At 70.1% G+C, this 22865-nt stretch carries 19 protein-coding genes; 8 read left to right on the top strand and 11 right to left on the bottom strand.

The window, feature by feature from the left end:
• Positions 1-56: 56 nt before the first annotated feature.
• Complete coding sequence (locus tag FE256_RS06550) at positions 57-2261, bottom strand: ATP-dependent Clp protease ATP-binding subunit (RefSeq protein WP_138173966.1); 2205 nt, start codon at positions 2259-2261, stop codon at positions 57-59.
• A gap of 145 nt (positions 2262-2406) precedes the next feature.
• Here FE256_RS06550 and FE256_RS06545 point away from each other — a divergent pair, with 145 nt between their 5' ends.
• Complete coding sequence (locus tag FE256_RS06545) at positions 2407-3783, top strand: DUF2252 domain-containing protein (protein ID WP_252370924.1); 1377 nt, start codon at positions 2407-2409, stop codon at positions 3781-3783.
• A 17-nt stretch (positions 3784-3800) separates the two neighbouring features.
• Here FE256_RS06545 and FE256_RS06540 read toward each other — a convergent pair whose 3' ends face one another.
• From FE256_RS06540 to FE256_RS06520, 5 genes are read right to left on the bottom strand one after another with little or no spacing between them, the layout of a single operon-like run.
• The gene (locus FE256_RS06540) at positions 3801-5207 is read right to left on the bottom strand and encodes an FGGY-family carbohydrate kinase (protein WP_138173964.1); all 1407 of its coding nucleotides are present in this window, start codon (positions 5205-5207) and stop codon (positions 3801-3803) included.
• On the bottom strand, positions 5207-6670 hold the full coding sequence (locus tag FE256_RS06535) for an FAD-binding oxidoreductase (protein ID WP_138173963.1): 1464 nt from the start codon (positions 6668-6670) through the stop codon (positions 5207-5209). Before FE256_RS06535 ends, FE256_RS06540 begins: the two co-directional genes overlap by 1 nt.
• A gap of 31 nt (positions 6671-6701) precedes the next feature.
• Positions 6702-7481 carry an SDR family oxidoreductase gene (locus tag FE256_RS06530; RefSeq protein ID WP_138173960.1) on the bottom strand — a complete coding sequence of 260 codons (780 nt, stop codon included), beginning with the start codon at positions 7479-7481 and terminating at the stop codon, positions 6702-6704.
• Positions 7482-7483: 2 nt separating this feature from the next.
• Complete coding sequence (locus tag FE256_RS06525) at positions 7484-8962, bottom strand: NAD-dependent succinate-semialdehyde dehydrogenase (protein ID WP_138173958.1); 1479 nt, start codon at positions 8960-8962, stop codon at positions 7484-7486.
• Positions 8959-9888, bottom strand: a complete 930-nt coding sequence (locus FE256_RS06520; protein ID WP_252370923.1) for an NAD(P)-dependent oxidoreductase — start codon at positions 9886-9888, stop codon at positions 8959-8961. The genes FE256_RS06525 and FE256_RS06520 overlap by 4 nt, the downstream gene beginning before the upstream one ends.
• Positions 9889-10041: 153 nt before the next feature.
• Here FE256_RS06520 and FE256_RS06515 point away from each other — a divergent pair, with 153 nt between their 5' ends.
• The 6 genes from FE256_RS06515 (at position 10042) to fae (ending at position 15000) form a co-directional block, all read left to right on the top strand.
• Positions 10042-10905, top strand: coding sequence for an IclR family transcriptional regulator (locus FE256_RS06515; protein ID WP_138173954.1), 864 nt, complete (start codon positions 10042-10044; stop codon positions 10903-10905).
• A gap of 105 nt (positions 10906-11010) precedes the next feature.
• Positions 11011-11676: an ABC transporter permease gene (locus tag FE256_RS06510; protein ID WP_138173952.1), complete on the top strand. Its 666-nt coding sequence runs from the start codon at positions 11011-11013 to the stop codon at positions 11674-11676.
• Positions 11669-12706, top strand: coding sequence for an ABC transporter ATP-binding protein (locus FE256_RS06505; RefSeq protein ID WP_252370922.1), 1038 nt, complete (start codon positions 11669-11671; stop codon positions 12704-12706). The genes FE256_RS06510 and FE256_RS06505 overlap by 8 nt, the downstream gene beginning before the upstream one ends.
• A complete protein-coding gene (locus FE256_RS06500) occupies positions 12703-13494 on the top strand; it encodes an ABC transporter permease (protein ID WP_138173948.1) in 792 nt (263 codons plus the stop codon). The genes FE256_RS06505 and FE256_RS06500 overlap by 4 nt, the downstream gene beginning before the upstream one ends.
• A gap of 52 nt (positions 13495-13546) precedes the next feature.
• A complete protein-coding gene (locus tag FE256_RS06495) occupies positions 13547-14491 on the top strand; it encodes a glycine betaine ABC transporter substrate-binding protein (protein ID WP_138173946.1) in 945 nt (314 codons plus the stop codon).
• Complete coding sequence (gene fae / locus FE256_RS06490) at positions 14491-15000, top strand: formaldehyde-activating enzyme (protein WP_138173944.1); 510 nt, start codon at positions 14491-14493, stop codon at positions 14998-15000. Before FE256_RS06495 ends, fae begins: the two co-directional genes overlap by 1 nt.
• Positions 15001-15053: 53 nt before the next feature.
• On the opposite strand, the gene FE256_RS06485 is transcribed toward fae, so the two are convergent.
• Complete coding sequence (locus tag FE256_RS06485) at positions 15054-16043, bottom strand: GlxA family transcriptional regulator (protein WP_138173942.1); 990 nt, start codon at positions 16041-16043, stop codon at positions 15054-15056.
• An 85-nt stretch (positions 16044-16128) separates the two neighbouring features.
• Here FE256_RS06485 and FE256_RS06480 point away from each other — a divergent pair, with 85 nt between their 5' ends.
• Positions 16129-16446 carry a hypothetical protein gene (locus FE256_RS06480; RefSeq protein WP_138173940.1) on the top strand — a complete coding sequence of 106 codons (318 nt, stop codon included), beginning with the start codon at positions 16129-16131 and terminating at the stop codon, positions 16444-16446.
• Here the strand turns inward: FE256_RS06480 and FE256_RS06475 are convergent.
• From FE256_RS06475 to FE256_RS06460, 4 genes are all read right to left on the bottom strand, one after another.
• On the bottom strand, positions 16422-17624 hold the full coding sequence (locus FE256_RS06475; protein ID WP_354645984.1) for a glycosyltransferase: 1203 nt from the start codon (positions 17622-17624) through the stop codon (positions 16422-16424). The genes FE256_RS06480 and FE256_RS06475 overlap by 25 nt on opposite strands.
• A 16-nt stretch (positions 17625-17640) precedes the next feature.
• Complete coding sequence (locus FE256_RS06470; RefSeq protein WP_138173936.1) at positions 17641-18849, bottom strand: glycosyltransferase; 1209 nt, start codon at positions 18847-18849, stop codon at positions 17641-17643.
• Positions 18850-18992: 143 nt separating this feature from the next.
• Positions 18993-21020: an ABC transporter ATP-binding protein gene (locus FE256_RS06465; protein WP_138173934.1), complete on the bottom strand. Its 2028-nt coding sequence runs from the start codon at positions 21018-21020 to the stop codon at positions 18993-18995.
• A complete protein-coding gene (locus tag FE256_RS06460) occupies positions 21017-22744 on the bottom strand; it encodes an ABC transporter ATP-binding protein (protein WP_138173932.1) in 1728 nt (575 codons plus the stop codon). Before FE256_RS06460 ends, FE256_RS06465 begins: the two co-directional genes overlap by 4 nt.
• Positions 22745-22865: the final 121 nt, after the last annotated feature.

Below are 22865 nucleotides of genomic sequence, written 5' to 3'. Positions count from 1 at the left end.
CGAGGACACCGACGAGGGGATGCCACGCACCCGGCGCGGCATCCCTCGGCATGCGACTACTCGACGATCTCGGCCTCGATCACGTCGTCGTCGCCGGGATCTTCGGCCTCGGCGGACGGCCCCGCGCTCGTGAGCACGAGGGACTCGCCGTCGCTCGCGACGTCGACCTTCACGACGTCGCCGTCGTGCACTCCCCCCGCGAGGATCGCCATCGCGAGGCGGTTCTGCACCTCGGACTGGATCAGGCGGCGGAGGGGCCGCGCGCCGTACACCGGGTCGTAGCCGCGCTCGGCGAGCCAGGACCGCGCATCGGGCGTGACCGCCAGCGTGAGCCGGCGCTCCCGCAGTCGCTTGTGCAGCGCGTCCACCGCGAGTTCGACGATCTGGGCGAGGTCGTCCTCGCTGAGCGCCTGGAAGATCACGATGTCGTCGAGACGGTTCACGAACTCCGGCTTGAACGCCTGCCGGACGAGCGCCTGCACCTGCTCGCGCTTGACCTCGATCGGCAGCGTCGGGTCGATGAGGATCGACGAACCGAGGTTGGACGTCAGGATCAGGACGACGTTGGTGAAGTCGACCGTGCGACCCTGACCATCGGTCAGCCGACCGTCGTCCATGACCTGCAGCAGGATGTCGAACACCTCGGGGTGGGCCTTCTCGACCTCGTCGAGGAGCACCACACTGTACGGTCGGCGACGCACGGCCTCGGTGAGCTGACCGCCCTGCTCGTAGCCGATGTATCCCGGAGGTGCACCGACGAGGCGGGCGACGGAGTGCTTCTCGCCGTACTCCGACATGTCGATGCGCACCATGGCGTGCTCGTCGTCGAAGAGGAAGTCGGCGAGCGCCTTGGCGAGCTCGGTCTTGCCGACGCCCGTGGGGCCGAGGAAGAGGAACGAGCCGACCGGGCGGTTCGGGTCGCTGATTCCCGCGCGCGAGCGGCGCACCGCGTCGGACACCGCCTTCACGGCATCCTTCTGGCCGATCAGGCGCTTGCCGAGCTCGCGCTCGAGGTGCAGGAGTTTCTCGGTCTCGCCCTGCAGCAGGCGACCCACCGGGATGCCGGTCCACGCGGCGATCACGGCGGCGATGTCCTCGTCGGTGACCTGGTCGTTGACCATGCGGTCGCCCGCGGGCTCCTCGCGCTCGGCCGTCATGAGCTCCCGCTCGAGGGCCGGGATGTCGGCGTACAGCAGGCGCGATGCGCGCTCGAGGTTGCCCTCGCGCTGGGCGCGCTCGGCGTCCCCCCGGGCCGCGTCGAGTCGGGTCTTCAGGTCTCCGACGCGGTTGAGCGAGGCGCGCTCCTGCTCCCACCGCGCTTGCAGCTCGTCGAGCTTGGACTGCTCGGCGGCGAGGGTCTCGCGCAGCGTCGCCAGGCGCTCCTTCGAGGCGGCATCCTTCTCTTTCTTCAGCGCGAGCTCTTCGAGCTTGAGCCGGTCGACGTGCCGGCGCAGCTCGTCGATCTCGAGCGGAGCCGAGTCGATCTCCATGCGCAGGCGCGACGCGGCTTCGTCGATGAGGTCGATCGCCTTGTCGGGCAGCTGGCGCGACGGGATGTAGCGGTTGGACAGGGATGCCGCCGCCACGAGCGCCGCGTCGGCGATCGCGACCTTGTGGTGCGCCTCGTACCGCTCCTTGAGACCGCGGAGGATCGCGATCGTGTCTTCGACCGTCGGTTCGCCGACGTAGACCTGCTGGAAACGGCGTTCGAGCGCGGCATCCTTCTCGATGAACTCGCGGTACTCGTCGAGCGTCGTCGCGCCGATGAGGCGCAGCTCGCCGCGGGCGAGCATGGGCTTGAGCATGTTCGATGCCGCGACCGAACCCTCGCCGCCGCCCGCGCCCATCAGCACGTGCAGTTCGTCGATGAACGTGATGATGCGTCCGTCGGACTCGGTGATCTCTTTCAGGACGATCTTGAGGCGTTCCTCGAACTGGCCGCGGTACATCGCCCCGGCCACGAGTGCGGAGATGTCGAGGGCGACGAGCTCTTTGTTCTTGAGGCTTTCGGCGACATCGCCCGCGACGATGCGCTGAGCGAGGCCCTCGACGACGGCGGTCTTGCCGACGCCGGGCTCGCCGATGAGGACCGGGTTGTTCTTGGTGCGGCGTGTGAGGACCTGACTGACCCGCCGGATCTCGCTGTCGCGACCGATGACGGGATCGAGCTTGCCCTGGCGGGCGCGGTCGGTGAGGTTGATGCCGAACTGCTCGAGGGCGCTGCGCGCGTCCTCCTGCCCCGGCTGCTGAGTGGCGTTCATGGTGTCTCCTGGAAATCTGTCACGCTTCAAAGTTGAGTTGCGTTGACTCAAGTTTAGCAGTCGGGTGCATTCGAGGCAATGGAGGGTGCGCGACCGGCAGGACCCTTCCCGACGACGCGAGCACCCCCGGGTCTAGGGTGAGCGCGTGAGCACGCCGCCTGCCGCCGCACCCCGCCCGGACATCCCGTGGAACCCGCCGCCCTCGGCCTCCGAACGCCGCGCGCGCGGACGAGAGGCGCGGCAGCGCGTGCCGCGACGCGACCTCGGGCGCCTCACCGTCGAAGGACGTGACCCGCTCGGCATCCTCGAAGCCCAGAACGCCACCCGCATCCCCGAACTGGTTCCGCTGCGGATCGAGCGGATGTCGGCAACCCCGTTCGCCTTCTACCGCGGCGCGGCGGCCGTCATGGCGGCCGACCTCGCCCGCGATCCCTCGACGCCCATCCACGTCGCATCGTGCGGAGACGCCCACGTCGCGAACTTCGGTTTCTACGCCTCACCGCAGCGCACGCTCGTCTTCGACCTCAACGACTTCGACGAAGCAGCGTGGGCGCCGTGGGAATGGGACCTGAAGCGACTGCTCACGAGCGTCGTCCTCGCCGGAGGCGAGACCGATCGCGACCCCGCGATCGTCCGCGACGCCGTCGCCTCGACGGTGCGGGCCTATGTCCGGGCGATCGCGGGACTCGTCGAACGGGACCCCATCGACCGCCACTTCGAGCACTTCAACGCGCACGAGGCGATCGGCTCCTACGACCGCGCGTCGCGCGAAGTCCTGACGCGCGCGATCGCCGACGCCGAGCGCCGGACCGGGGCACGGGCAGTGCGTCGACTGACCGCCGACGCGGGCTCCGGCCGCCTCACCTTCACGCATCAGCCGCCGACGATGACCCCCGTCGACGCGGAGGTCGCCGCCCGGGTCCTCGCCGTCGACGGGGCATACCGCACCTCGGCGAACGTCGATGTGCGGATGACGCTCGAACAGTACGACCTCAGCGACGTCGCCCGCCGCGTCGTCGGGGTCGGCAGCGTCGGGACGCGGTGCTACCTCTTGCTGCTGCAGGACGGCGACGGGCACGCCTTCGTCCTCCAGGGAAAGCAGGCCGGAGCGAGCGTGCTGCAGCAGTTCGGCGGCATCCGCCAGCCCGAGGCGCTGACCTCGCTCGTCGCCGCCGACGGCGAGGGCGCGCGCGTGGTGGCGCTGCAGCGTGTCCTGCAGGGCGTCTCCGACCCGTTCCTCGGCCACGTGCGCGGCGTCGACGCCGACTTCTACGTGCGGCAGTTCCACGACATGAAGGGTGGGATCGAGATGGTCGAGCTCGCGGACAAGCCCTTCCGCCGCTACGCCCAGGCGTGCGCGATCACGCTCGCCCGCGCCCACGCGCAGTCCCCGCAGGCCCCCGACATCGCCGGCTACGCCGGCGCCGGGCACGCGTTGACCGAGGCTCTCGTGCCGTGGGCGTTCGCGTACGCCGACGTCGCCCGCGAGGATCACGCCGCGTTCGTCGCCGCACACGTCTGACGCGCGCGACCGCGGCGTCACGGGCGGGCGGTGGCCATCCAGTCGGACATCTCCGCCACGCGGGACCGGATGCCGCGGTGCCACGCGCGCAGAGCCTGGTAGGTCTCGGCCGTGTCGGAGGGGAGCACGGGCTCCCCGGTGCCCGCCATCGCGGCGACCGCGCTGTCCCAGTCGCGATGCATGCCCGAACCGACCGCGGCGCAGATCGCGGCACCGATGCCGGCCGCGTCGTCGACCAGGGCACGGCGAACCGGGCGCCCCACGACGTCGGCGACGATCTGGACGAGAAGCGGCGACTGCGCGCCGCCGCCGGTGACGATCACGCCGTCGGCGACGGCCCCGCGCTCGCGCTCCATCGCGTCGATGTGGTCGGCCATGGTGAACGCGATGGCCTCCAGCACCGCTCGATAGAGGTGCCCCCGGCCCTGCGCTCCGGAGAACCCCACGAAAGCCCCTCGCCGGTTCGGTTCGTCGCCCGGGGCGAGCCAGTCCAGCACGGTCGCGACACCGTCGCATCCGGGACTCACCGCCTCGGCCTCGGCGCCCAGAACGCGATCGAACGCGTACAGATCATCGTCGGGTGACGTCGGGTGCAGCAGATCGCGCAGCCAGCTCACCGTCCACATCCCCCGACGGATGCCGGTCGACTCCGCCAGGTACTGTCCGGGGCGGCATCCGAAGTTGACCCAGTGGTGGGCACCGCCCCCGGGCCGGTCGGCGACCGTCATCGCGGCGATGTAGGTTCCCAACGACAGCAGCACGTCCGCATCCGAGGCCAGGCCGGCCCCGAGTGCTTCGACGGCCTTGTCGTTCGAGGTGGCGTAGACGGGGACCCCCTCGGGCAACCCGGTCAGGGCGGCAGCCGCCGATGTCACCCGACCGAGTTCTGCACCCGGATCCACGAGGTCGCTCAGCAGGGCCCGGTCCATCCCGGTGGAGACCGCGGCATCCGGGTCGTCCGACCACCGCCAGGTCTGCTGATCGATGGGCCAGACGCCCTGGTAGTTCCCCGCCGCGTCGCGGAACTCCCCCGTGAGCCGGTGCGCGATGTATCCGGAAGAGGTCGACACGTGCGCCACCTCGGGAGAGGCGACGTGCCGGCGCGAGACCCTCTCGTCCATCCAGCTGAGCAGCGGCTCGGCCAGCGTGCCGTCGGCGCGCAGAAGCGCGCGGCAGAACCGGATCGTGCACAGCCCGATCCCCACGATCTCGCCGGGGTCGCCGTCGAAACGCTCCATCGCCGTGCGGCACGCGCGGGCGATCGAGTCCCAGACGTCGTCGTCCGGGTGGACGCTGTGCCCCGACTCCGGCGTCGCGTAGGGCCGCAGCCCCACGCGCGCCTGCGCACGCACTCGCCCCTCCTCGTCGACGACGAGGACCTTCGTCGACTGCGATCCGTTGTCGATCGCGACGACGACCGGCATCAGGCCTCCAGCGCGAAGATGGTGCCGGGGTTCATGATGCCGTTCGGATCGAGTGCGGCCTTCATGCGCTCGAGCAGAACGAGGGCACTGCCGTGCTCCTGCGCCGTCCACGGCGTGCGGTACTTGCCGATTCCGTGGTGGTGCACCATGGACCCGCCCAGGCGCAGCGCCTCCTCGACGACGATCGCGTTCAGCGGCTCGTGGTATTCGGTGATCTCCTCGCGCGGTTCGCAGCGGATGTCGTAGTCGTACACGAAGTACAGGTTCGTGCCCGTCTGGTAGCTGTGCGAGGAGTGCGCGCCCAGCATCGTCAGATCGGCCGCTCGGGGGAATTCCCGGCGCACGCGCGCCATGACGGATTCGTACAGCTCGACCACGCGCGACCAGTCGACCGAGACCTCGGTGGTATAGCCGAGGTGCGCGCTCTCGAGCATCTCCCGCTTCTCGCGGTCGATCTTGTCCTGCCCCCAGTTCAGATTGTCGAACCAGGTCTCGATCAGGGAGTCGTCGACGCGCTCGAGCGACGTGCCCTCGGCGGCCTCCTCGATGGCCTCGGCCGTCGCCTCCGCCAGACGGCGAGGCCCCTCCGCCACCAGCACGACGACGCTCTTTCCCTCGTGGAAGTGCGAGAAGTGCTGGCGAGCGTCCTCCGGCGAGTACACGCGCGCCACGGAGGGACGGTACCCCTGTGTCACGAGTTCACGGAGCAGGTCGACACCGGCGCCGAAATCGTCGGTGAGGAACCCGAAGTACCGGTTGTTCTCGGGCGTATACGGCCAGATCTTCACGGTGACCTCGGTCACGAACGCGAACGCACCCTCGTTCCCGATGATCAGGTGACGGATGTCGGGGCCGGCCGCGCGCCGCGGCACGTTCTTGATGCGCGTCACGGTGCCGTCGGCGAGGACCGCCTCGAGCCCCACCACCATGTCTTCGATGCCTCCGTACAGCGTGGAGAACTGCCCGATCGACCGGGTCGCGACGAGGCCGCCGTACTGGGCCAGCGGCTTCGACTGGGGCGAGTGCCCGGTCGTGTAGCCCCGCGCGCGCAGTTCGTCCTCGACGCGCTGCAACGGAGCCCCGCACTGCACGGTGACCATCATGTCCACGGTGTCGATCGCGAGGGTCGCGTCCATGCGCGAACCGTCGAGCACGATCGTGTCGGCGACGACGGTCTCGAGACCGCCCTCGGTGGCGGTGCGGCCCGTGCGGGGCACGATCGCGATGCGGTTCTCGTCGGCGAAGCGCAGCACCGCGGCGACCTCGTCGGTCGAGCGGGGGTACACGATCGCCGCCGGGAAGGGCCCGTCGAAGATGCCGTGCACGGCGGAGTACTTCTTGAAGCGGTCGACGCTGGCGTCGCGCAGCTCGGCTTCACGGGTGTCGACGGCGTCGGCGCCGAGCAGGTCGGTCAGACGCGTGGCGATGTCGGAACGGGTCAGCGGGGAACGGGAATCGGCCATGTCGGTCTTCCTGGATCGGTGGGAAATCGGGTCAGCGCAGCAGGTAGCCGCCGTCGACGACGAGCGTGTGCCCGGTGACGTAGTCGCTGGCGCGGCTGGCGAGGAAGACGACCGCGCCCATGAGGTCGGCGGGGTCGCCCCACCGACCGGCGGGGACGTGGTCGACGATGCGGCGGTTCGCCTCGGCATCCGACCGGGTCTTCTCGGTGAGCGCCGTCGCGAAGTACCCGGGCGCGACGGCGTTGACCTGGATGCCGAATGCACCCAGCTCGTCGGCGTAGGCCTTCGTGAAGCCGACGATACCGGCCTTGGATGCCGCGTACGCGGGCGACTGGCGCCCGCCGAGGAACGAGAAGAGCGAGGCGATGTTGATGATCTTGCCGCGGCGGTGCGGGATCATGACCTCGGCCGCCGCGCGCGCGAAGTCGAAGGCGGCGGTGAGGTTGACCGCGATCATCGGGTCCCACTTGGCGCGATCGAAGGCGACCACGTCCTCGCTCAGCAGGTTGATACCCGCGGAGTTGACGAGCACGTCGACGCCGCCGAAACGGTCGACGCACGCGCGCACGACACGATCGGGTTCGCCCGCCGCGGTGATGTCGGACTGCGCGAACGCGTAGGCCCGTCCGTGCGCCTCGACCAGCCGGGCGGTCTCACCGTCGTCGTCCATGAGCGACGGGACGAACACGTTCGCTCCGGCCGCGGCGAGCGCGACGGAGAACGCCCGACCGAGGCCGCCGTTCCCCCCGGTCACGATGGCGGTCTTGCCGGCCAACGAGAAGAAGTCGGGCGTGAATTCGCTGATGTCCATGGTCAGGCGCTCCGGGAGGCGAACGGGTCGGCGATGCCGACGTAGACGGTCTCGAGGTATTCGTGGATGCCTTCGGCCCCGCCCTCGCGGCCGAGGCCCGATTGCTTGACGCCGCCGAAGGGCGCGGCGGGGTTGGAGACGACGCCGGCGTTGAGCCCCAGCATGCCGGTCTCCAGGCGCTCGGCCAGGCGGAGTCCCCGGTCGAGATCTCGCGTGTAGGCGAAGCAGACGAGGCCGAACTCGGTGTCGTTGGCCAGGCGGATCGCCTCCTCCTCGTCGCCGAACGTCAGGATCGGCGCAACGGGACCGAAGATCTCCTCGCGGAGGATGTCGGCGTCGGCGGGCACGTCGACGAGGACAGTCGGCTGGTAGAAGTATCCGGGGCCGGGGATCGCGGCACCGCCCACGGCGACGCGGGCACCCTGGGCGACGGCCCCGTCGACGAGGGACGCGACCTTGTCGCGAGTGGCCGCGTCGACGAGGGGTCCGACCGTGGACGACGGGTCGGTCCCGCGCGCGGGGACGAAGGCGCCGATGCGGGCGGAGAAACGCTCGGCGAACTCGGCTGCGACGGACTCGTGCACGAGGAAGCGGTTCGCCGCCACGCACGCCTCACCCCCGTTGCGCATCTTCGCCAGCACGGCACCGTCAACGGCGGCATCCAGGTCGGCGTCCTCGAAGACGAGGAAGGGTGCGTTTCCCCCGAGCTCCATCGACACCCGCAGTACCTGGGCGGCCGAGTCGGCGATGAGTCGCTGGCCGACGCCCGTGGAGCCGGTGAAGGAGAGCTTGCGGAGCCGGGGGTCGCGCACGAGCGGGCCGGTGACGGCGCCGGCGTGCGTCGTCGGGATGACGTTGAGCACGCCGTCCGGAAGGCCGGCCTCGCGCAGTACCTCGGTGAGGAGGAGCGCCGTGAGCGGGGTGAGGGCGGCGGGCTTGAGCACCATGGTGCAGCCCGCGGCGATCGCCGGAGCGATCTTGCGGGTGGCCATGGCGAGGGGGAAGTTCCACGGCGTGATGAACAGGCACGGACCGACCGGCTTCTGAACGACCAGCAGACGGTTGCGACCGTCGGGCGCGGTCGAGTACCGCCCGGCGATGCGGGGAGCCTCCTCGCTGAACCAGCGGAGGAACTCCGCGCCGTAGGCGACCTCGCCGCGTGCCTCGGCGAGAGGCTTCCCCATCTCGAGCGTCATCGCGAGGGCGAAGTCCTCGGCGCGCGCGGTGACGAGGTCGAACGCGCGGCGCAGGATCTCGGCGCGCTCCCGTGGGGCGGTGCGCCCCCACGACTCCTGCGCACGGTGGGCCGCGGCGAGCGCGGCGTCCCCGTCGGCGACGCTCGCATCGGCGACGGTGGCGAGCACGTCGCCGGTGGAGGGGTCGATGACGTCGAACCGGTCGCCGGTCGAGGCGGGGAGCCAGGCGCCGTCGATGAAGAGGTCGGTGGGGAGAAAGGCCAGGAAGGCGCGTTCGTCGGTCATCGCGTGGCTCCCGCGGGAGCGGCAGCGCGGCGGAGCGGGTCGCCGAGCAGGTCCTCGTACAGGCGGAACGGCACCATCTCGCCGGCACGGTCGCCGTACATCGCCTTGGCGCGACGGAACTGCTGGTCCACGAGGCCGGACAGCTCGTACGGCATCCCGACCGAGCGCGCCAGGTCCACCGAGAGGCCGAGGTCCTTGCAGGCCAGCGCGAGCGCGAAACCCTCGTCGTAGTCGCCGTGATCGAGGATCGACAGAACGTCGTGCTCGACGAAATTGCTGTTCGCGGGGCTCGCGACCAGGGCGCGACGCAGCACCTCGAGGTCGACCCCGGCCTTCACACCGACCGAGAGCACCTCCGCGGTGGCGATGAGGTGGGAGAACCACAGCTGGTTGATCATGAGCTTCACCGCGTATCCCGCACCGTGGCCGCCCACGTGCAGGATCCGCTCGGGCTCGCCCATGGCCTCGAACACCTCGCGGAGGCGCTCGACGTCGTCGGCGTCGCCGCCGATGAAGATCTGCAGCGTCCCGTTGGCGGCACCGACGGACATCCCGCTCACCGGCGCGTCGAGGATGTGCAGGTCGGGACGATCGGTGCGAGCGCGGTCGGCGACCTCCGGCACGGACGTGGACATGTCGACCCACGTCCCCCCATCCGGCAGTGCCTCCAGCAAGCCGTCCGGCCCGCGGAGCACCTGCTCGACGTGGCGCGGGGTGGGCAGCATCGTGATCACCAGATCGGACCGGGATGCCACCTCGGCCGCCGTCTCCACCCAGACGGCGCCACGGGACACCGCCTCCGCGGCGACTTCCGGCCGCACGTCGGTGACGACCAGGGGGAAGCCGGAGGCCTGCAGGTTGCGGGTCATTCCGCTTCCCATGCTGCCGAGGCCGATGAATCCGACGGTGAGTGTGCGCTTCGTCACGGGACCAGTCCTTGAGATCGTGGATCGGGGGGCGGGCGCTCCTGCGGCTCTCGTCATCGAGCCCGCCATCGGCGACCGCAGGGACACCATAGATCGAGGATGCCGTGGGAGCATCCCTTGATGTGAATATGGCAACGGACTAGGGTTCCCGCCATGACAGATCACTCCCCCGCCCCGCGTCGCAACTCCTCGGGCCTCGCCCGCGACGTGGAGATCCTCGAGATCCTCGGGTCGGCGGAAGCCGTCGCCGGCGGGGGGCTCGGGGTCTCGAGGGTCGCGCAGATCACCGCCCGAGACAAGGCCGTCGTCTCCCGCAGCCTGGCCACCCTGGCCGACGCCGGGCTGGTCGACCGTGACGAGAACACCCTGGCCTACCGCCTCGGCGCCCGTCTCTACGCCCTCGCCGCCCTCACCGTCGAAAGCACCCTCACGCGGGAATCGCAGCCGATCCTGCGACGAGTCGCGCAACGGGCCCGCGAGACCACCCACCTCTGCGTCCTCCGCGGTGGGAACGTGCTGACCATCGCGAGCGAGCTCAGCCCGCACGAGTTCCGCACCACGGGATGGGAGGGGGTCACGACCGCGGCATGGCGGACACCGTCGGGCCGCGTGCTGCTGAGCGATTGGGACGAGGACTCCCTCGAGCGGTGGTACGCCGAGCACGGCCAGGATCAGGCGATCGTAGGCCCGGTCCCCCCGCACGCCGCGGGGTTCTCCGTGCTGCCCAGTCCTCCCGCCGATCGTCAGGTCGTCTCCGACCTGGGAAGCCTGCGTGCCGAGCTGTCCCGCATCCGAGCGACGGGATACGCCCTCCTCGACGAGGAGCTCGAGTTGGGCGTCGTGGGGGCGAGCGCCCCGGTGCGCGACTTCACTGGGCGCATCGTCGCGGCGTTGAACGTGAGTGCGCCCAAGACCCGCATCGGCGATCGGCTCGAGGGCCTCGCGCGCTTCGTGGCCTCCAGCGCGAAGGACCTCTCCCGGTCGATCGGTTTCGCGGGGAACACCCCGGGCGCCTGAGATTGCCATATGCGCAACACCGGTTGAAGATAATCATCCCCCCGCTTTACAGTCAGCCGCAGCCGTGATCCACGGCCCATCTCGATGAGGAGAGGAGTGCGACGCATGTCCGACTTCGACCTCGGCGGACTCCTCACTTTCTGGAGCCGCCGCAGCGACGACATCCTGGAGCTCGTGCTGCAGCACGTCGCCGTCGTGGCGCTGAGTATCGTCATCGCGGCGGTGATCGGCATCGCGATCGGCATCGGCGTCTGGAACCGCCCGGTCTCCCGCGCCGTCACGATCGCCGCCGCCGGCGTCGCCCTGACGATTCCGTCCCTCGCCCTCCTCGCGCTGCTGACCCCCGTGCTGGGGCTCGGCTGGACGCCGACGGTGTTCTCGCTGGTCTTCTACTCGCTGCTCCCGATCGTGCGGAACACCGTCGTGGGGCTCCGCGAAGTGCCGGCGGCCATCATGGAGTCCGCGAAGGGCATGGGGATGTCGCCCGCGCGCATCCTTCTATCCGTACAGCTCCCGATCGCGTGGCCGATCATCCTCACCGGCGTCCGCGTGGCCGCCCAGCTCACCATCGGTATCGCCGCGATCGCCGCCTACGTCGCGGGACCGGGCCTGGGCCAGTTCATCTTCAAGGGGCTCTCGTCGCTCGGCTCGAAGAACGCGCTGAACTTCGCGCTGACGGGAACCCTCGGCGTCATCGTCCTGGCTCTCCTCATCGATGCCGCCTTCGTCCTCATCACCCGCGTCACCACCTCAAGGGGGCTCCGTGTCTGACACCACCACCACTTCCCGCACGGCCGGCGCGGACGCGTCCTCGGGAGTCGGCATCCGCCTCGACGGCGTGACGAAGGTCTACCCCGGTCAGTCGACCCCCGCCGTGGACGCGTTCTCGATGGACGTCGATCCGGGCGAGCTGATCATGTTCGTCGGCCCGTCCGGGTGCGGCAAGACCACGACCATGAAGATGATCAACCGGATCATCGAACCCACGTCGGGCACGATCTCGATCGACGGCCGCGACGTGCTGTCGCTGAACCCGAACGAGCTGCGCCGTCACATCGGCTACGTCATCCAGCAGATCGGGCTCTTCCCCCACATGACCATCGGCGAGAACATCGCCGTCGTCCCGAAGCTGCTGGGGTGGTCGAAGAAACGCACCGCCGACCGCGTCGAAGAACTCCTCGACACGGTTCAGCTCAGCGGCGATTTCTCCTCGCGCTATCCGCGACAGCTCTCGGGTGGCCAGCAGCAGCGCGTCGGCGTCGCCCGCGCCCTGGCGGCCGACCCGCCCGTGATGCTCATGGACGAGCCCTTCGGCGCGACCGACCCCATCACCCGCGAACGCCTGCAGGCGGAATTCCTCCGGCTCCAGGAATCCATCGGCAAGACGATCATCTTCGTCACCCACGACTTCGACGAGGCCATCCGCCTGGGCGACCGGATCGCGGTGCTGTCCGAGCGCAGCCGCATCGAGCAGTTCGACACGCCGGCGGCGATCCTCGCCGCCCCGGCCAACGACTACGTGCGCTCCTTCATCGGGCGCGGGGCCGCCCTCAAGCGCCTCGCCCTCATCCCGGTCGCCGACGCCCCCCTCGGACCGGTGACGGATGCCGGACCGGTCAGGGTCGCGCTCACCGACAACCTCCGTGATGCGCTGGATCTGCTCATCCTCCACGGCTCGCCCTCGGTCCCGGTCGTCGACGGCGACGACCGGGTGCGCGGAACCCTCACGATCGAGCGGATCTCCGCGGCCCTCGGTGTCGAGGTCACCGACCTCTCCGCCCGTTCGGACGGCGCACGATGACCACCGTCACCACCGAGACGCAGAGCATCGGCGCCGCGCGCCTGGCCGCGACGCGCCGGACGCGTTCCACGAAGGTGTGGCGCCGGCTGCTCACCCCCGCGATCGTCGTGGTCGTCCTCGCCGCCCTCTTCCTCTGGGTATCGTCGCTGACCCTCGACTCGATCGAGCAGCGGACGATCAACGCCGACTACCTCTTCCTCCGCATCGGCGAGCACCTGAGCCTCACGGTCGCCGCCTCCGCGCTCGTGGCCGTCCTGGCCATCCCCCTCGGCATCGCGCTCGCGAAGACCCCCTCGCGCACCGTCCGGGCCGTCGTCCTGGCGCTGGCCAACATCGGCCAGGCCACGCCGGCGGTCGGTGTCGTGATCCTTCTCGCCATCGTCTGGCAGACGGGATACACGACCGCGCTGGTGGCGCTCGTGATCTACGCGTTCCTCCCGGTGCTGCGCAACACGATGATCGGCATCGAGCAGGTCGACGGCGCGATCCGGGAATCGGCCCGCGGCATGGGGATGACACCCGTCCAGGTCCTCGCCCGCATCGAACTCCCGCTCGCCGTCCCCGTCATCCTCGCGGGGCTGCGCACGGCGCTCGTCTTCTGCGTCGGCGTCGCGACCATCGCGACCTTCATCAACGCCGGCGGCCTCGGCGACATGATCGTCAACGGCCTCAAGCTGCAGCGCTACCCGGTCCTCGTCGTCGGCGCCGTCCTGGTCGCCTGCATCGCTCTGCTCATCGACTGGATCGCCGGCGTCGCCGAAGACCTGCTCACCCCCAAGGGGATCTGATCCCCGCCGCTCCACCCGCACCATCCACCGCACCACACCCCAAGGAGACACAATGAAGCGTCGTCCGCTTCTCTCGCTGACCGCCGTCGCGGCGCTCGGCGCCCTCGCCCTCACCGCCTGTTCCGGAGGTTCCGGCTCCACCGGATCCGCCGCCGGTGGCAGCGACGAACTCGCCGGCCTCACGGGCCAGATCGGCTCCAAGGACTTCTCGGAGCAGTACATCCTGGCCCACATCACGACCGAGCTGCTCAACGCCCGCGGCGCGGACGTCGAGGCCAACACGAAGCTCGTCGGTTCCGCGAACGTGCGCCAGGCGCTCGAGAACGACGAGTTCCTCGGGTACTGGGAGTACACCGGCACCTCGTGGATCACCTACAACGGCAACACCGCACCCGTCCCCGGCGCCGAAGCGCAGTTCGAGGCGACGAAGAAAGCGGATGCGGCCAACGGCATCGCCTGGCTCGACCCGGCCCCGTTGAACAACACCTACGCGTTCGCGATCCGCGCCGACAAGGCCGAGGAGCTCGGGGTCAAGACCCTCTCGGACGTCGCCAAGCTGCCGGTGAACGAGCAGACCTTCTGCATCGAGAGCGAGTTCTCGACCCGTGACGACGGCTGGCCGGGGCTGAAGGCCGCGTACGGCCTGAACGTGCCCGACTCCAACGTCGCCCTGCTGGACACGGGCGTCATCTACACGGCCACCCAGAAGGGCGACGACTGCAACTTCGGCGAGGTGTTCCAGACAGACGGCCGCATCCCCGCGCTCGATCTCGTCGTGCTGGAGGACGACAAGGAGTTCTTCCCCGTGTACCAGGGTGCCTTCACCCTCAAGCAGTCGACCCTCGACGAGTACCCCGCCATCGCGGACGTCATCGCCGAGATCTCGTCGTTGCTCACGACGGAGGAGATGCAGAAGCTCAACGCCAAGGTCGACGTCGACGGAGAAGACCCCGAGGACGTCGCGACGGACTGGCTGAAGGAGCAGGGACTCATCTGATGTCGGTCGACGTGCAGATCGGGGAGAGCTTCGTCGGCGACGGGGCGCACGCGGCCCACATCAACACGGTGCTCGGACATCGCGACGGTCCCGTGGGAACGGCGTGGGCGACGGCTCTGGCGTCGCCCACCGCGGGCCACGTGCCCTTCGTGTCCGTCCTGCGCCCCTCCCTCCCGGTGAAACCGCTCACGCTGTTCGTCACCAAATCCGCTCCCGAGAACGATGCCCACGGGCTGCTGATCTGGGGCCCCGCGCAGGCAGGTGTGGCATCCGGTGTCGCCGATGCCCTTGCGGAGGGAGACATCCCGGCCGAGTGGGCGGACTCTCACGCGGTCATCGCCGCTGTGTGGGTCAATCCCGCCGCGACGGACGCCGAGCAGATCTACCGCAACAACCGCCAGGCCGCCCGCGAGGCGATCCGCAACGGGGCGCGGTCGCTTCCGGCGACGGAAGACGTGCTCGCGGCGCGCACCGCGCCCTCGAACCCGTTCTTCACTCCCGCGTCCTGATCCGACGCCGAATGCGGCCCCACCCCTTCGGGGGGCGGGGCCGCATTCGTCCGTCAGGCCGGGATCGCCTCGCGGGACGCCGCGACCACGTCATCCGCGCACGAGAACCGCGCCCGATAGGCGGTCGGGGTCAGCCCCATCGTGCGGGCGAAGTTCTGGCGCAGCACCGCGGCGGACCCGAAGCCGCATTCGGCCGCGATGCGGTCGAGGCCGAGATCGGTCTCTTCCAGGAGCCGCTGCGCGTGCAGCAGCCGCTGACGTGCGAGCCACGCCGCCGGGGTCGCCCCGAAGTCGGCCTTGAACCGCCGAGCGAACGTGCGCGGCGACATGTGGGCGCGCGCCGCGAGACGCTCCACCGGCAGATCGGCGTCGAGGTTCTGCAGCATCCACTCGGTGACCGGGGCGAGGGAGAGCGAGGTGTCGACCGGGAGCGGTGACGCGATGAACTGCGCCTGGCCGCCATCCCGCTGCGGTGCGACGACCATGCGCCGGGCGATGCGGTTCGTGAGCTCGGCGCCGAGCTCCTGCCGCAGCAGGTGCAGGCACGCGTCGAGACCGGCCGCCGTGCCGGCGCTCGTGATGATGTTTTCCGACTGCACGTAGAGCACGTCGGGATCGACCTCGATCCGGGGGTACATGCGGGCCATCAGCGGCGCATACCGCCAGTGCGTGGTGGCCCGGCGTCCGTCGAGCACTCCGGAGTCGGCGAGGACGAACGACCCGCTGCACACGCTCAGCAGCCACGCGCCGCGCGCGTGCACGCGGCGCACGAGGTCGAGAACGCGGACGTCGACGGCACCCCACCGCTCCCGGGGGATGGGGGCGAGTACGAGGATGTCGGCATCCTCCGCGGCGTCGAGGCCCCGCTCGACGTTGATCGAGAACCCGATGTTCGACGGCACCACGCCCGGGTCTGGACTGACGATGCGAAAGTCGAAGCTCGGGACACCATCGTCGGTGCGGTCGAGGCCGAACGCCTCGCACGCGAGACCGAACTCGAACGGGGCGAAGCCCGGCTGGACGACGACGGCGACGGAACGCATGAATCCTCCGGTTGGCAGAAAAGCGGCGATTGACGTCCATCATGCCACTCGTGGGCACTATTCGTACAGACGTAGCTTATCTGCCATGGCTTACCTCATCGCTCTCGCCGCCCTCGCCCTCGTCGCGATCGTCGCCACGGTGTGGCTGATCGGCACCGACGGCTACGGTCGCGTTCCCACCGACCCGCGGCGTCTGCCCGCCGGGACGGATCCCGCACCGTCCCGCAGCGAGGACGCGGCTCCACCGACCGCCGCGGCCCCGGCCCACCCTGTGGACGTCCCGGCGCTCCGCGCTCAGCGCGACGCGGCACGGGTAACCACCCGGTCCCGGCGCGCTCAGCGCGACGCGGCGCGGGCGACCACCCGGTCCCAGCGCGCTCAGCGCGACGCGGCGCGGGCGTAGACCGCGACCATCGCGGCCGTGCGCGACGACTGGCGGAACCGTTCGCCGATCGTCGCGTCGACCGCGACCGGAGTCCCGGCGGCGATGCCGGCGGCCGCGCGGCGGAGGGCATCGGCGAGCGCCGGGACCGTGGCATCCGCGACACTCCACACCCCGCCGCCGAGTTCCGCGGCGATGTCGGGGTCGCTGACGACGGCGGGAGTCCCCAGGGACGCGGCCTCGAACACCGTCATCCCCTGCGTCTCGAAGCCGATCGAGGTCTGGACCACGGCGTCGGCGTCGGCGAGCCGGGCGAGCGTCTGGGCGTACGTCATCCGGCCCGAGAACCGGACGGATGCCACCGGACGCGTGCGCTCCACGAGGCGGCGTGCCGCGCGCGACTGCGCCCCTCCGCCGATCACCTCGACCTCGGCGTCGACGCCGGAGGCCGCGACCGCCTCGAGGAACGGCAGCAGCCGCTTCTCGGGGCTCATGCGACCGATCCACACGAAGCGCGGACGGCCGGGGCGGCGCTCGCCCACGCCGGAGGAGACGGCCGCGTCGAGGACGTCGTCGTCGATGCCGTTCCAGATCACGTCGACTCCCCCGCCGGGCGGCACCGCGGCGTGCGCCTCGAGGCGCCGCGCGAAGTGCGCCGAGGGCGCGGTGACCACCGCCGACAGGGCGGCGAGTCGGCGAAGGTAGGTCCACCCGTCGCTCCCGCGAGCGGCATCGCGAGTTCCTCGCGCGCGCGACGCCGGGCGCAGCGCCCGTCGCGCCCACCCGTTCAGCAGCCGCAGCACCGCGCCCGGGAACGGCGCGGTGGCCTCGATGCCCACGTCGACGCGGTTGTGCATCGTGTGCACGACCGGCAGCCCGTGGCGCGCGGCGAACCGGTGCCCGATGAACGCGCCCCAGAAATCGGCCTGCACATGGACGACGTCCACGGGCGGACGCGCCGCCATCGCGGCATCCACGAACCGGTCGGTCCGGCGCCCTGGCCAGCTGAGGGCGTACTCACGGTCGAGGGTGACCGGGATCGAGGGCATGTCGACGTACGCGGCGTCGGTTGCGGCGGGGCGGTGCAGCCGCGGCGCCACGACGGTCACCGTGTGCCCGGCGCGCTCGAGGAAGCGCCGCTGCAGCCGCATCGACACTTGTGCACCGCCCAGCGACTCGACGTGCTGGTCGGCGAACATCACCACGTGCACGAGGTCACTCCGGCAGGGGGCGTCCGCGGTACAGCGCCTCGAAGGTGTCGAGCGTGCGACCGATGTCATGCACTTTCACGCCGTCGAGCGAGGCCTGCTGCATGCGTCGACGCTCTTCGGGGCCGGCCGTGAGGACGTCGGTCAGGCGAGCGGTCAGCTGGTCGACGTTTCCCGGCTCGAAGAGGTAGCCGTTCTCGCCGTCGTGCACGAGGTGCGGCAGCGCCACGGCGTCGGCGGCCACGATGGGGAGACCGGATGCCATCGCCTCCATCGTCGCGATCGACTGCAGCTCGGCGATCGAGGCGATCGCGAAGACGCTCGCCCGCGTGTACAGCGCGCGCAGGTCCTCTTCGGAGGCGTGACCGTGGAAGGTGACACGGTCCGAGACACCGAGCTGCTCGGCCAGCTGCTCGAGGTTGCGGCGCTGATCGCCGCCCCCGACGATGTCGAACGTCGTGTCGAGCGCGGGGTCGAGCCGGGCGAGCGCGCGCAGGATGACGTCGATCCCCTTCTCGGTGGTCAAGCGGCCGACGAACAGGATGCGGTTCGCCTCGCGCGGTTCGAAGTCGGGGGTGTAGTTCGACCGGTCGATGCCGCACGAGATCGGGATGACGCCGTGGACGTCGATCGTCGACTCGAGGAAGTCCGCGGCGCGGCGCGTGGGAGTGGTCACCGCCCGTGTGAGGGCGAACGTGCGCTTCGCGTCGGCCCACGCGAGCTTCACGAAGATGCGGTCGAGGAAGTCGGGCAGGGTCGTGAAATCGAGGATGTTCTCGGCCATCACGTGGTTGGTCGCAATGACCGGGATGCCGCGCTTGCGGGCCTCGCGCGCAAGGCCGCGGCCGATGATGATGTGCGACTGGATGTGCACCACGTCGGGCTTCACCTCGTCGAGCACCCGCCGGGCGTAGTGCTTGGACCGCCACGGGAGCACGAACGTGAGCCAGTCGTGCGGCAGGAAGCGCCACGACGGGAGTCGGTGCATCGTCAGGGGCTCGCCCTCGATCACCTCGGTGAACGTCCCGGCGTTGCCGCGACCCGCGCTCGGCGCCATGACGTGCACGTCGTGTCCGCGAGCGACGAGCCCCGCGGCGAGGCGCTCCGCGAAGCGGGCAGCACCGTTCACGTGCGGGAGGAAGGTGTCGGCTCCGATGAGGATCGCGAGGGGTCGGTCGGCCGTGGGGTGGTCGGCGGGCGTCGCAGGAGTGGTCACGTGTGGTGAGGCCTATCTGTGCGGCGGAACAGGTCGCACGGTGCGGTGCATGCGAACGACCACTGTACCCGAGCGGTTTCGCAGCCCCCCGGAGGCGGGGCGCGGGGCGGCACCGCTGCTCTGGGCAACGTGAGGAAGGCTGCTCAGCGCGCGTCGTCGAAGCGGACGGGGGCGACGGATTCCTCGTCGCCGGCGGCGCTCTCGAACTGCGACTGGTACAGACGCCAGTACGCGCCGTGGCCCGCGATCAGCTCCTCGTGCGTGCCCTGCTCGACGATGTCGCCGTGCTCCATCACGAGGATGAGGTCGGCGTCGCGGATCGTCGAGAGCCGGTGGGCGATGACGAACGACGTCCGGCCTGCGCGGAGCGCCGCCATGGCCTGCTGCAGCAGCAGCTCGGTACGCGTGTCGACCGACGAGGTGGCCTCGTCGAGGATCAGCACCGACGGCCGCGCCACGAACGCGCGGGCGATCGTGATGAGCTGCTTCTCTCCGGCCGAGACGTTCGCGGCGTCCTCGTCGAGCACCGTGTCGTAGCCCTCGGGCAACGAGTGCACGAACTGATCGACGCGGGTGGCGACGGCGGCCTCGACGATCTCATCGTCGGTGGCCGACTCGCGGCCGTAGCGGATGTTGTCGCGGATCGTGCCGGCGAACAGCCACGGATCCTGCAGCACCATGCCGGTGCGCGCGCGGACATCGTCGCGGCGGAGGTCGGCGATGTCTTGCCCGTCGAGCAGGATCCGCCCGCCGTCGAGCTCATAGAACCGCATGATGAGGTTCACCAGCGTCGTCTTGCCCGCTCCGGTCGGGCCGACGATCGCGACCGTCTGCCCCGGCTCCACGCGGAACGACAGGTCGCGGATGAGCGGCCGGTCGGGGGTGTACGAGAACCGGACCGACTCGAACTCGATGACGCCCCGCCCCTCGACGTGCGCGGGGGCATCGGCGGCATCCGGGTCCTGCTCGTCGGCGTCGAGCAGCGCGAACACGCGCTCGGCCGAGGCCGTTCCCGACTGCACGACCGCAGCCATGCCACCGAGCTGCGACAGCGGCTGCGTGAACTGCTGCGAGTACTGGATGAAGGCCTGCACGTCGCCGAGGCGGATCTGCCCACCCGCGACCATGACACCACCGAGTACCGCGATACCCACGTATGTGAGGTTTCCGACGAACATCATGCCCGGCATGATCATGCCGGAGAGGAACTGGGCCTTGAAGCTCGCTTCGAAGAGCTCGTCGTTCTCGACCTCGAACTTCTCGCGCGCGTCCTTCTCTCGGCCGTAGACCTTGACCAGCGCGTGACCCGAGAACGACTCCTCGACGCGGGCGTTCAGGCGGCCCACCTTCTTCCACTGCTCGCCGAACGCCTTCTGAGACTTCGGGCCGATGACGCCGAAGATCACGGCCATGAGCGGGAGCGAGACGAGGGCGACGAGGGCGAGCTGCCACGAGATCGTGAACATCATGATGAGGACGCCCACCACCGTCAGCACCGATGTCAGGGCGCTCGAGAGCGACTGCTGCATCGTCTGCGTGATGTTGTCGATGTCGTTGGTCACGCGCGAGATCAGCTCACCGCGCTGGACCTTGTCGAAGTACGACAGCGGCAGCCGGTTGATCTTGGCCTCGACGTCTTCGCGCAGACGCCACATGGTGCGCACCATGATCACGTTGATGACGTAGCCCTGGATCCACGACAGCAGCGACGAGCCGACGTAGATCGCGAGGACCGTCACGATGACCATGCGCAACGCATCGAAGTCGACGCCCGCGCCCACCTGGAAGTTCTGCATCGCGGACACGATGTTGGCGACGTCGCCCTGACCGGCCGAGCGCAGGCTCTCGACGACGACGTCCTTCGACGTGCCCGCGGGGAAGTTCTCGGCGAGTCCGCGCGAGACGACGCCCTCGAAGATGATGTTCGTGGCGTCGCCGAGGACGCGGGGCGCGAGCACCGCGAGCACGACGCCGGCGGCGCCGAGCACGGACACGAAGGTGAACGACCACGCGTGCGGACGCAGCAGACCGATGAGTCGCCGGAAGCTCGGGCCGAACGCGGCCGCCTTGCCCGGCGCGACGCTGTTCCAGTCGCCGGAACTCTGGCGAGCCTGTTCGGCGAGTTCGAGCTCGGCGCGGTCTTCTTCGGTGAGGGCGTCGGGAGTGCTCATGCTTCCACCCCCAGCTGCGACTCGACGATCTCACGGTACGTGGGGCTCGTGCGGAGGAGTTCGTCGTGCGTGCCGAGGCCCACCATGCGCCCGTCCTCGAGCACCACGATGCGGTCGGCCCCGGTGATCGTGGAGACGCGCTGCGCGACGACGACCTTGGTCACGTCGGGCAGTTCTTCCCATAGGGCTTTTCGCAATCGCGCATCGGTACTGAGGTCGAGCGCCGAGAACGAGTCGTCAAAGACGAGGACGCGCGGCCGGTGCACGATGGCCCGCGCGATCGCGAGGCGCTGTCGCTGGCCGCCCGAGACGTTGGTGCCGCCCTGGGCGATGCGGGCCTCGAGGCCACCCTCCATCTCGTGGACGAAGTCGCGCCCCTGCGCGATCTCGAGCGCACGCCAGAGCTCGTCGTCGGTCGCGTCCTCTCGACCGAAACGGAGGTTGGACGCGACCGTGCCGCTGAAGAGGAAGGGCCGCTGCGGCACGAGGCCGATCCCCCGCCACAGCTCGTCGAGGTCGGCCTCGCGCACGTCGACACCGCCGATGCGCACGGCACCGCCGGTGACGTCGAACAGGCGCGGGATCAGCGAGACGAGCGTGGTCTTTCCCGACCCCGTCGACCCGACGATCGCGACCGTCTCACCGGGAGCCGCGGCGAAGGTGATGCCGGACACGACCGGCGCCTCGGCACCCGGGTAGGCGAAGGCGACGTCGTCGAAGACCACTTCGCCCGGGGTGGGGAAGGTCGAGACGGGGTTCTCGGGGCGGACGAGAGTGGACTCGCTCTCGAGCACCTCGCCGATGCGCTCCGCCGAGACGGCGGCGCGCGGGATCATCACCGTCATGAAGCTCGCCATCAGGACGCCGCCGAGGATCTGCGCGACGTACTGGATGAACGCGAACAGTGTCCCGATCTCGACACCGCCGGCGTCGACCTGGATGCCGCCGAACCAGATGACACCGACCACGGTGACGTTCAGCACCAGCATCGCAAGCGGGAAGAGCAGCACGAAGAGCGAGCCCACCTTGCGGCCGACGACCATGATGTCGGTGTTGGCTCCGCGGAAGCGCTCTTCTTCGATGCGCTCGCGCACGAACGCCCGCACGACACGGACGCCGGTCAGCTGCTCGCGCAGGATGCGATTGACGGCGTCGAGCTTGACCTGGAAGCTCCGGAACAGCGGGACCATGCGCGCGATGATCAGGGCGACGGCGACGAGCAGCACGGGCACCGCGACGCCGATCAGCCAGCTCAGCCCCACGTCCTGCTGCAGCGCCATGATGATGCCGCCGATGGCGAGGAGCGGCGCGCTCACGAGCATCGTCGCGCCCATCATCGCCAGCATCTGCACCTGCTGGACGTCATTGGTGTTGCGAGTGATGAGGGAGCCGGCGCCGAACTGCGAGAGCTCGCGCTCCGAGAAGCCGCTCACGCGTTCGAAGATGTCGCGGCGGATGTCGCGGCCGGCCGCCATCGCCGCGCGGGCCGCGAAGTACGTCGCGATCACGGCCGCGAGGATCTGCCCCAGGGAGATGACGAGCATGATCGCGCCCCGCGACCAGATGTAGCCCGTGTCTCCGCGGGCGACGCCGAGATTGATGATGTCGGCGTTCAAGCGCGGCAGGTACAGCGTCGCGATGGCTGACGCGGCCTGGAAGGCGAGGATGCCGACGAGGAGCCAGCGGTACCGCGAGAGGTAGCGGGTCAGGAGCTTTCCGAGCACGGCGTTCTCCGGGTGTCAGGTCGGTGCGGCGCGACCGCCGCGGAACAAGAGTGGCACGAACCTCCGACACGGAGGGAGCGCTTCCGCCGACGGCGTACGCCTCCCTCGGCATCCCGGCATC

The sequence above is a fragment of the Microbacterium sp. 5K110 genome (assembly GCF_005774735.1).
Classification (GTDB): Bacteria; Actinomycetota; Actinomycetes; order Actinomycetales; family Microbacteriaceae; genus Microbacterium.
Note: the sequence above shows the minus strand (reverse complement) of the source record. Positions and strands in the feature narration are given on the sequence as shown.